The sequence below is a fragment of the Aeromicrobium sp. genome (assembly GCF_049586495.1).
Taxonomy (GTDB): domain Bacteria; phylum Actinomycetota; class Actinomycetes; order Propionibacteriales; family Nocardioidaceae; genus Aeromicrobium.
This window is the reverse complement of the sequence record NZ_JBAVCB010000217.1, coordinates 1-10051: the sequence shown is the minus strand read 5'-3', so window position 1 is coordinate 10051 and position 10051 is coordinate 1. Positions and strand designations below refer to the sequence as shown.

Genomic DNA, 10051 nt, shown 5'->3' with positions numbered 1-10051 from the left:
GCATCTCGCGACGTCGGCGGGTGAGGAGCTGCGGGTCGTGCGCGGCGCCGCCACGGCGTCGCCCACGCTGGATCTGCTGCGCGAGGTCGTGGGTCAGGGCCTGGGCACGATCCGCACCGAATTCGGTCGGTTCGGCCGGCAGGTCTCCGGCTACAGCCTGGAGCACCTGCTGCCCGAGCGAGGCTTCGACGTGGCGTCATTCATGGCCGGGACGGAGGGAACGCTGGCCGTCATGCTGGAGGCCACGGTCGACCTGGTGCCGGTGCCCACGGCGCGCCACCTGGTGGTGCTCGGCTACCCGACGATGGCCGAGGCGGCCGATGACGTGCCCGCCATGCTGCCGTTCGGACCGGTCGCCTGTGAGGGCCTCGGCGCGCGACTGGTCGAGATCTACCGCACCGCGCACCGAGAGGCCGCTGTCCCCGACCTGCCGCGCGGCGGGGGGTACCTGTACATCGAGCTGGCTGGCCACGATGCGGGCGAGCTGGCGGCCACGGCCGATCGTGTGGTGGCAGCCGCCGCCGCGGTGGCACACCGCCACGTCTCCTCGACCGCCGAGCAGGCGGTCTTGTGGAAGATCCGCGAGGAGGGCGCCGGATTGGCCAGCCGCTCGTTCGCTCGGCCAGCGCTGTCCGGCTGGGAGGACGCCGCTGTGCCGCCGGCCCATCTGGGTGCCTACCTGCGCGACTTCGAGGCGCTCCTGGAGCAGCACGACATGCACGGAGTGCCCTACGGGCACTTCGGCGACGGGTGCGTCCACGCGCGCATCGATTTTCCCCTTGACGAGGGTGGAGGGCGAGGCGCGTATCGCGCTTTCATCCTCGATGCCGCGCGCCTCACGGCCACGCACGGAGGATCCTTCTCCGGCGAGCACGGGGATGGTCGAGCCCGGTCCGAGCTGCTGCCGCTGATGTACTCCGCCGACGCCATCGAGCTGTTCGGTCGGGTCAAGCACGTGCTCGATCCGGCCGGCCTGCTCAATCCCGGTGTCCTCGTCGACCCGCTCGCCTTCGATGCCGACCTGCGGGGCCAGCACCGATCTTGGGGGTTGCAGGGCGAGCGCCACGGTCTGCAACTGCTGCACGACATCGTGGACGTTGACGGCTCCGCCGCCGGGGGAAGCTTCGGCGCCGCCGTGCACCGGTGCACCGGCGTGGGCAAGTGCGTCGCGACCACCACCGGCGATGACGCGGTCATGTGCCCGTCCTTCCAGGCCACCCGGAACGAGAAGGACAGCACGCGCGGCCGAGCGCGTGTGCTGCAGGAGATGATCGACGGGCGCTTGGTCACGGGTGGCTACCGCTCGCCGGAAGTTCACGAAGCAATGGATCTCTGCCTGTCCTGCAAGGGTTGCGCCAGTGACTGCCCCACCGGAGTCGACATGGCCACCTACAAGTCCGAGGTGCTGCACCAGACCTACCGCGGTCGAATCCGCCCTCGCAGCCACTACGTGCTGGGCCGTCTCCCCTTCTGGGCTCGGCTCGCCGCACCGATTGCCCTCGTCGCCAATCTTGGTCTGCGTGTCCCGGGGCTGGTCCACCTGGCCCGGTGGATCGCTGGCGTGGACCAGCGCCGGAGCCTGCCGGTGTTCGCGCAAGGCGACCTGCGCTCGGGTGCCTTCAGCCGCTGGACACGCGCCCGCCCCTCATCGCCCGCCGGCGCACCGAACGGGCGCGTGCTGCTGTGGGCCGACTCCTTCACCGAGTACTTCTCGACCGCCGGTGGACGGGCCGCCGTCGTGGTGCTGGAGCAGGCCGGCTACGCGGTCGAGTTCCTCGACCGCGCATCCTGCTGCGGGCTCACCTGGATCACGACCGGCCAGCTGGACGCCGCCCGATCGATCGTGGCCCGTACCGTCGACCAGCTGCACCCGTACGTGATGGCCGGGGTTCCGATCGTGGGTCTGGAACCGTCCTGCCTCGCGACGTTGCGCACCGATGCCGTGGAGCTTCTCGATGATCAGCGTGCTGCCGACGTGGCCGGGGGAGTGTTCACACTTTCGGAGCTGCTGCGCCGCACCGACGGCTGGCAGGCGCCCGACCTGAGCGGCACGCACCTGGTCGTCCAGCCGCACTGCCATCAGGCGTCGGTCGTGGGCTTCGACGACGACCTGGCGGTCATGGCGGCCACCGGCGCGACCGTTCAACGGCTCGGCGGATGTTGCGGGCTGGCGGGCAACTTCGGCGTGGAGAAGGGGCATTACGAGGTGTCCGTCGCCATCGCCGAGCTGCAGTTGCTGCCGGCGGTGCGCGACGCGCCGCCGGGAGCCGTCGTGGTGGCGGACGGGTTCTCCTGCCGAACCCAGCTGACCGATCTCACCGAGGTCGAACCGGTGCACCTGGCGCAGCTGCTGGCTTCGGCGACCCGCGCTGAACGTTCGATCTGACAGTCTGTGTCGATGGAACGTGACGAGCGGATCGGCTTGCTCAGCGAGGCGATGACCCGATTCGCCGATTTCGCGTTCGCTGCCGATGGTGATGAGCCGATCATGTCGTGCCCGGACTGGACCATGGATGACCTGGTCCTTCACCTGGGCACGGTCCACCGATGGGCGGCTGCCGTCGTCCTCAGCGGCGTGCGTGGCCTGCCGAAGCCCACACCGCAGGTGAGCGGGTTCAAGGCCGAGTGGTACGCGGGATGTGCCGAGGCGCTGCTCACGGCGCTTGAGGCCGTCGAGCCCGACGAACCGATCCCGAACTTCGTCAGGCTGCGCGAGACCGCGGACTTCTGGCTGAGTCGCCAGCTGCACGAGACCACGATGCACGTCGTCGACGCCGCACAGTCGCTGGGCGGCGCCGAGCCCTGGGGCGTCACGCCGGCTGTCGCCGGGCACGGCATCGACGAGGTGCTCGGTGTGTACTTCCCTCGAATGACCGCCATGGGGCAGCGGCCCGACGTGCGAGCACGTGTGCGACTCGACTCGATCGACGAGCACTTGTCCTGGATCATCGCCCCCGGTGGTGACCCAGCTGGTCCACCGGTCCAGCTTCACAGCAACGCCGACGCAGACACCGCCGTGCACGGAACCACGGTGGAGTTGTACCTCGCGCTCTGGGGGAGGCTGCCCGCAGAACGCCTGAGCTTTGACTCCGCGGAGGCCCGTGCGGTGTTCGAGGGTCCGCGCACGACCTGAGCGCTTTTGTTTCTGCCCGAATGTGCCGGTAGGATCGACCACTGTGTCTGGAATGCCCAGACCGATGCACACATCCCGTCGCTCTCACCTGCGTTCGCAGCATGGTTCCAGCGCTGTGAAACGCGGGCTACTCGAAGGCGAGTGCGTCGAAGGTCGAGACTCTCTCAGTCAAGAAGAAGGATGTCGTAGTGCCCACCATCAATCAGCTGGTCCGTCATGGTCGCCAGCGCAAGGTCGTCAAGACGGCCACTCCAGCTCTCAAGAGCTCGCCCCAGCGGCGTGGCGTGTGTACCCGCGTGTACACCACCACCCCCAAGAAGCCCAACTCCGCGCTGCGTAAGGTCGCCCGTGTCCGCTTGTCCAGCGGCACCGAGGTCTCGGCCTACATTCCCGGCGAGGGCCACAACCTGCAGGAGCACTCCATCGTGCTCGTTCGCGGTGGTCGTGTGAAGGACCTCCCCGGCGTTCGTTACAAGATTGTCCGCGGCGCGCTCGACACGCAGTCCGTCAAGGGCCGTAAGCAAGGCCGCTCGAAGTACGGCGCGAAGAAGGAGAAGGCCTAATGCCTCGTAAGGGTCCCGCAACCAAGCGTCCTGTCGAGACCGATCCGGTCTACGGCAGCCAGCTGGTCACCTCGCTGATCAACAAGGTCCTGGTCGACGGCAAGAAGCAAGTCGCCCAGCGCATCGTCTACACCGCCCTCGAGGGCACCCGTGAGAAGTCGGGCACCGACCCGGTCATCACGCTCAAGCGCGCGCTCGACAACGTCAAGCCGAGCCTCGAGGTCAAGAGCCGCCGCGTCGGCGGCGCCACCTACCAGGTGCCCGTCGAGGTCCGCCCGGTTCGCCAGAACACCCTGGCGCTGCGGTGGCTCGTCGGCTATGCCGGCGCCCGTCGCGAGAAGACGATGTCCGACCGCCTCATGAACGAGCTGCTCGATGCCTCCAACGGCCTCGGGGGCGCGGTCAAGAAGCGCGAGGACACGCACAAGATGGCCGAAGCCAACAAGGCATTCGCCCACTACCGCTGGTGACACGCGTTGCGGCGCGAGTCCATCGCGCCGCAACCTGTCCTCCACCACCTTCGAAGGAAAGCTGAGCCCCTGTGGCAACCGACATCACCACGGACCTCACTCGGGTCCGCAACATCGGCATCATGGCGCACATCGATGCCGGCAAGACGACGACCACCGAGCGCATCCTGTTCTACACCGGCATCACGTACAAGATCGGTGAAGTGCACGACGGTGGCGCCACGATGGACTGGATGGAGCAGGAGCAGGAGCGTGGCATCACGATCACCTCTGCTGCCACCACCTGCTGGTGGAACAACCACCAGATCAACATCATCGACACCCCGGGACACGTCGACTTCACGGTCGAGGTCGAGCGCTCGTTGCGTGTGCTCGATGGTGCCGTTGCGGTGTTCGACGGTGTTGCCGGTGTGGAGCCGCAGTCCGAGACCGTGTGGCGTCAGGCCGACAAGTATGGCGTTCCGCGCATGTGCTTCGTCAACAAGCTCGACCGCACCGGTGCCAGCTTCGACTTCTGCGTCAAGACCATCCGCGAGCGCCTTGGCGCTCGGGCACTGGTCATGCAGCTGCCGATCGGCGCCGAGTCCGACTTCCTGGGCGTCGTCGACCTGGTCGGCATGCGTGCCCTGACCTGGCGCGGCGAGACCGCGATCGGCGAGGACTACGACGTCGAGGAGATCCCGGCGGATCTGGTCGACGCTGCCGCCGAGGGTCGCGAGAAGCTGCTGGAGACGCTGTCGGACGTCGATGACGAGATTGCCGAGAAGTTCCTCGATGGTGAGGAGATCTCGGTGGCCGAGCTCAAGGCCGCCATCCGCCGCGCCACGCTTGCGACTCAGCTCAACCCGGTCTTTTGTGGAACGGCGTTCAAGAACAAGGGCATCCAGCCGTTGCTCGACGCCGTCATCGACTACATGCCCAATCCGCTCGACGTGGGCGAGATCCAGGGAATCGACGCGAAGGACGAGAGCAAGACGGACACCCGTCGGCCGTCTGAGGACGAGCCGTTCGCCGGCTTGGCCTTCAAGATCGCCTCCGACCCCCACCTGGGCAAGCTGACCTTCGTGCGCGTGTACTCCGGTCGCCTCGTGGCCGGCACGCAGGTGCTCAACGTGACCAAGGGTCGCAAGGAGCGGATCGGCAAGATCTACCAGATGCACGCCAACAAGCGTGAGGAGATCGCGTCGGTCGGTGCCGGTCAGATCGTCGCCGTCATGGGCCTCAAGGACACCACCACGGGTGAGACGCTGGCCGACTCGGCCAAGCCGATCGTGTTGGAGTCCATGACCTTCCCGGCTCCGGTCATCCAGGTGGCCATCGAGCCCAAGACGAAGAGCGACCAGGAAAAGCTTGGTATCGCCATCCAGCGTCTCGCTGAGGAGGACCCGACCTTCCAGGTGCACACCGACGAAGAAACGGGTCAGACCATCATCGCCGGCATGGGCGAGCTGCACCTCGACATCCTCGTGGATCGCATGAAGCGCGAGTTCAACGTCGAGGCCAACGTCGGCAAGCCCCAGGTCGCGTATCGCGAGACCATCAAGGGCACCATCAAGGGCCACAGCTACACGCACAAGAAGCAGACCGGTGGCTCGGGTCAGTTCGCCAAGGTCATCATCGGCATTGCCCCCACGGGGCCGGTCGTCGGTGGCGAGGGCGGATACGAGTTCTCCAACGAGGTCTCCGGTGGACGCGTCCCGCGCGAGTACATCCCGTCGGTCGACGCCGGAGCCCAGGACGCCATGCAGTTCGGCGTCCTCGCCGGCTACCCGATTGTGGACGTCAAGGTCACGCTGGAGGACGGCGCGTACCACGACGTCGACTCCTCCGAGCTCGCCTTCAAGCTCGCCGGGTCCATGGCGTTCAAGGAGGCCGCACGCAAGGCCGATCCCGTGATCCTCGAGCCCGTGTTCGCGGTCGAGGTCACCACGCCCGAGGACTACATGGGCGACGTGATCGGCGACCTCAACTCCCGCCGTGGCCAGGTTCAGGCCATGGAGGAGGGCTACGGTGGCGCCAAGATGATCAAGGCGATCGTGCCGTTGTCCGAGATGTTCGGGTACGTCGGCGACCTGAGGTCCAAGACCTCGGGCCGTGCGTCATACTCGATGCAGTTCGATTCTTACGCCGAGGTTCCCAAGAACGTCGCGGAGGAGATCATCAAGAAGGCCCGCGGCGAGTAGGCGCGGAACCGTCTCATAAGATGGCCGAGGCCCATGGCGGGTCCTACTTGCGGCCTTCAGCCAGCACGACACTTTTTCAAGCACAGCAGTACATCAACCAGGAGGAGCCCCAGTGGCCAAGGCGAAGTTCGAGCGGACAAAGCCGCACATGAACATCGGCACCATCGGACACATCGACCACGGCAAGACGACCTTGACCGCGGCGATCACCAAGGTGCTGCACGATGCATACCCCGATCTGAACGAGGCCTCGGCCTTCGATCAGATCGACAAGGCGCCCGAAGAGAAGCAGCGCGGCATCACGATCTCGATCTCGCACGTCGAGTACCAGACCGAGAACCGTCACTACGCGCACGTCGACTGCCCCGGCCACGCCGACTACGTCAAGAACATGATCACGGGTGCGGCCCAGATGGACGGTGCCATTCTCGTGGTTGCCGCCACCGACGGCCCCATGCCCCAGACGCGTGAGCACGTGCTGCTCGCTCGCCAGGTCGGCGTGCCCGCCATGGTCGTCGCGCTCAACAAGTGCGACATGGTCGACGACGAAGAGATCCTGGAGCTCGTCGAGCTCGAGGTTCGCGAGCTGCTCAGCGATCAGGAGTTCGACGGCGACAACGTCCCCGTCGTCAAGGTCGCCGCTCACCCGGCACTGCAGGGTGACGCCAAGTGGGGCGAGTCGATCCTCGAGCTCATGAAGGCCGTCGACGACTTCATCCCGATGCCCCCGCGCGAGACGGACAAGCCGTTCCTCATGCCCGTCGAGGACGTCTTCACGATCACCGGTCGTGGAACCGTCATCACCGGTCGTATCGAGCGCGGCATCATCAAGGTCAACGAGAACGTCGACATCGTCGGCATCCGTGACACCAAGCAGAGCACCACGGTCACCGCGATCGAGATGTTCCGCAAGTTCCTCGACGAGGGCCAGGCCGGCGAGAACGTCGGACTGCTCCTGCGCGGAACCAAGCGTGAGGACGTGGAGCGCGGCATGGTCGTCATCGCTCCCGGCTCGACGACGCCGCACACCGACTTCGAGGGCCAGGTCTACATCCTGTCCAAGGAGGAGGGTGGCCGTCACAAGCCGTTCTTCAACAACTACCGTCCGCAGTTCTACTTCCGCACCACGGACGTCACCGGCGTCATCACGCTGCCCGAGGGCACCGAGATGGTCATGCCCGGCGACAACACCGAGATGACGGTCGCGCTGATCCAGCCGATCGCCATGGAGGAGGGCCTGCGCTTCGCCATCCGCGAGGGTGGCCGCACCGTCGGCGCCGGTCGCGTGACGAAGATCAACAAGTGAGCTAGCACCACCAGCTCTCTGCAGCAGCCCCTCACCGCTTCGGCGGTGGGGGGCTCTTGCGTTTCGGGTCCGCAGCGAAGTGCGTAGCCTTCACAGCATGGGACACGACCACGGGGGCACCGGCGTGAAGCATCGTGGGCGTCTGGCCGCGGTGCTCGGGCTGTCGCTCGGCGTCTTTTGCGTCGAAGCCGTCGCGGCCGCCGTCACCGGAAGTCTGGCCCTGCTGGCCGACGCCGGACACATGCTGGGCGACTCCGTGGGCATCGCCATGGCTTTGGCAGCCATCGCCGTGGCTCAGCGCGGGGGAGCGCCCGGCTCGCGCCGCACCTTCGGCTACCACCGCACCGAGGTGCTGGCGGCCGGCCTCAACGGGCTGGTGCTGCTCGTGCTGGCCGGGTTCGTGGTGTGGAGCGCCATCGGCCGGCTGGGCTCGCAGGTGCAGCTGGAGGCCACGCCCATCCTGATCGCCGGATCGATCGGCCTGGTGGCCAACGTCGTCGGCCTGCTGCTGCTGCGACCCGGCGCCGCCGAGAGCCTCAACGTCCGCGGCGCCTACCTCGAGGTCCTCGGCGACGCTCTGGGGTCGATCGCGGTGCTGGTGTCGGCGACCGTCATCGCGCTCAGCGGATGGACGCCGGCCGATGCGATCGCCTCGCTGGTCATCGCGGCCCTCATCGTCCCGCGGGCCCTCTCGCTGCTGCGGGACGTGGCCGAGGTGCTGCTGGAGGCCACGCCGCGCGACGTCGACCTGGTCGAGCTGCGCTCTCACATCATGGGCCTGGACGGTGTGCTGGACGTCCACGACCTGCACGTCTGGACCATCACGTCCGGGATGCCCGTGATGAGCGCGCACGTGGTCGTTGATGAGTCGATCACCCAGATGGGGCAGGCGCACGCCGTGCTTGACGGCCTGCGCGACTGCCTCGCCGATCACTTCGACGTCGAGCACTCCACGTTCCAGATCGAGCCCGCCGGGCACGAGGACTCCGAGCAGCACGTCCACCACTGAGCACGACCGAAGGGGACAGCATGAGCGACGACAAGACCGTGATGAACGGTCCGCAGATCGAGGCAGAGGCGCTGGGTGACTGGCGGCCGCTGCTGGGGCGGCTGATGGCCCGATTCCGCACCGGCGACTTCCGCACCGGCCTCGAGCTCGTTCGGCGCACGGCCGAGGCGGCCGAGGCCGCCAACCACCACCCGGATCTGGAGCTCACCTACCCCACGGTCACGGTGCGGCTCAGCTCCCACGACGTGGGGGGCATCACTGCGCGCGACATCAGGCTCGCCCGCGAGATCAGTCAGATCGCCGCCGACCTCGCCGCCGAGGCCGACACCGACGGGCTGGCGGTCGTCGAGCTCGCTCTCGACACCGACGACATCGATCTGATCCGCCCGTTCTGGTCCGCCGTGCTGGCCGTCGAGCCGGGGGAGGCGCACGACGACCTCGTCGACCCCACCGGCCAGGTGCCGGCCGTCTGGTTCCAGCAGACCGAGCCCGGCACCTGCGGTGGCGGCGACGTTGCGCAGCGCTGGCACCTGGATCTGCGCGTGCCGCCCGAGCAGGTGCAGCCGCGCATCGACGCCGCCCTGGCGGCCGGCGGGACCCTGTCGAGCGACCAGTTCGCACCCGCCTTCTGGGTGCTGGCCGACCCGCAGGGCAACAAGATCTGCCTCACGACCTGGCAGGACCGACAGCGCGCCTGAGGCGGCAGATCGCTCGTCGCCCACCTCGATTTGGTTTGGCGCCAGACCTCTGCCAGAATATTCAGGTTGCTCCGGCGCGGTCGCTGGGGCGTTGCGGTCAGGACTCACGCCCGGCCATCGTGCAACGCCGAACCTGAGACCGGGCTCGTCCCGCAGCAGCGCAGGACACGACGAACATCGATGTCTTGGGCGCAGCGGGTCCAACCACCCAACTCGAGAAGTGTGTGACGTACGCGTGTGATTCGCGCCGCGACACGCCCGACCTCGGGATTCGGAGGCCGGAGCCATGATCGGCCCGGATTCCACCGGGGCGACCTCAAGCGAAGCGAAGAAAAGGACATCAGAGCATGGCGGGACAGAAGATCCGTATCCGGCTCAAGGCCTACGACCACGAAGTCATTGACTCGTCGGCGCGCAAGATCGTCGACACGGTGACCCGCACGGGCGCCAAGGTCGCGGGCCCGGTGCCGTTGCCCACTGAGAAGAACGTGTTCTGCGTGATCCGTTCGCCGCACAAGTACAAGGACAGCCGCGAGCACTTCGAGATGCGCACGCACAAGCGGCTCATCGACATCATCGACCCCACGCCGAAGACCGTCGACTCGCTGATGCGACTCGACCTGCCGGCTGGTGTCGACATCGAGATCAAGCTCTGAGGGGAGTCAGCGAGACATGAGCACGTCATCCAC

General features: G+C 67.2%; 9 protein-coding genes. All 9 read left to right on the top strand.

Annotation, left to right across the window (positions count from 1 at the left end):
• On the top strand, window positions 1-2386 hold a 2386-nt coding region (locus tag WB508_RS11570; RefSeq protein WP_423845034.1), incomplete at its 5' end, for an FAD-binding and (Fe-S)-binding domain-containing protein.
• Window positions 2387-2398: 12 nt separating this feature from the next.
• Window positions 2399-3133 (top strand): maleylpyruvate isomerase family mycothiol-dependent enzyme, encoded by a 735-nt coding sequence (locus WB508_RS11565; RefSeq protein ID WP_423845033.1) that lies wholly within the window; start codon window positions 2399-2401, stop codon window positions 3131-3133.
• Window positions 3134-3321: 188 nt separating this feature from the next.
• Window positions 3322-3696 (top strand): 30S ribosomal protein S12, encoded by a 375-nt coding sequence (gene rpsL, locus WB508_RS11560; RefSeq protein ID WP_423845032.1) that lies wholly within the window; start codon window positions 3322-3324, stop codon window positions 3694-3696.
• Entirely contained in the window at window positions 3696-4166 is a 471-nt protein-coding gene (rpsG, locus tag WB508_RS11555; RefSeq protein WP_423845031.1) for a 30S ribosomal protein S7, read from the top strand. The genes rpsL and rpsG overlap by 1 nt, the downstream gene beginning before the upstream one ends.
• A 71-nt stretch (window positions 4167-4237) precedes the next feature.
• A complete protein-coding gene (gene fusA / locus WB508_RS11550; RefSeq protein WP_423845030.1) occupies window positions 4238-6349 on the top strand; it encodes an elongation factor G in 2112 nt (703 codons plus the stop codon).
• Window positions 6350-6461: 112 nt separating this feature from the next.
• Entirely contained in the window at window positions 6462-7655 is a 1194-nt protein-coding gene (tuf, locus tag WB508_RS11545) for an elongation factor Tu (RefSeq protein WP_423845029.1), read from the top strand.
• Between the two features lie 97 nt (window positions 7656-7752).
• Entirely contained in the window at window positions 7753-8664 is a 912-nt protein-coding gene (locus tag WB508_RS11540; protein ID WP_423845028.1) for a cation diffusion facilitator family transporter, read from the top strand.
• Window positions 8665-8684: 20 nt separating this feature from the next.
• Entirely contained in the window at window positions 8685-9362 is a 678-nt protein-coding gene (locus WB508_RS11535; protein ID WP_423845027.1) for a 4a-hydroxytetrahydrobiopterin dehydratase, read from the top strand.
• Window positions 9363-9709: 347 nt separating this feature from the next.
• Window positions 9710-10018, top strand: a complete 309-nt coding sequence (rpsJ, locus tag WB508_RS11530; RefSeq protein ID WP_012923688.1) for a 30S ribosomal protein S10 — start codon at window positions 9710-9712, stop codon at window positions 10016-10018.
• Window positions 10019-10051 lie beyond the last annotated feature (33 nt).

Coding starts and splice junctions, on each gene's coding strand:
- WB508_RS11565 (WP_423845033.1), top strand. CDS start 2,399: ATGGAACGTGACGAGCGGATCGGCTTGCTCAGCGAGGCGATGACCCGA.
- rpsG (WP_423845031.1), top strand. CDS start 3,696: ATGCCTCGTAAGGGTCCCGCAACCAAGCGTCCTGTCGAGACCGATCCG.
- WB508_RS11540 (WP_423845028.1), top strand. CDS start 7,753: ATGGGACACGACCACGGGGGCACCGGCGTGAAGCATCGTGGGCGTCTG.
- WB508_RS11535 (WP_423845027.1), top strand. CDS start 8,685: ATGAGCGACGACAAGACCGTGATGAACGGTCCGCAGATCGAGGCAGAG.
- rpsJ (WP_012923688.1), top strand. CDS start 9,710: ATGGCGGGACAGAAGATCCGTATCCGGCTCAAGGCCTACGACCACGAA.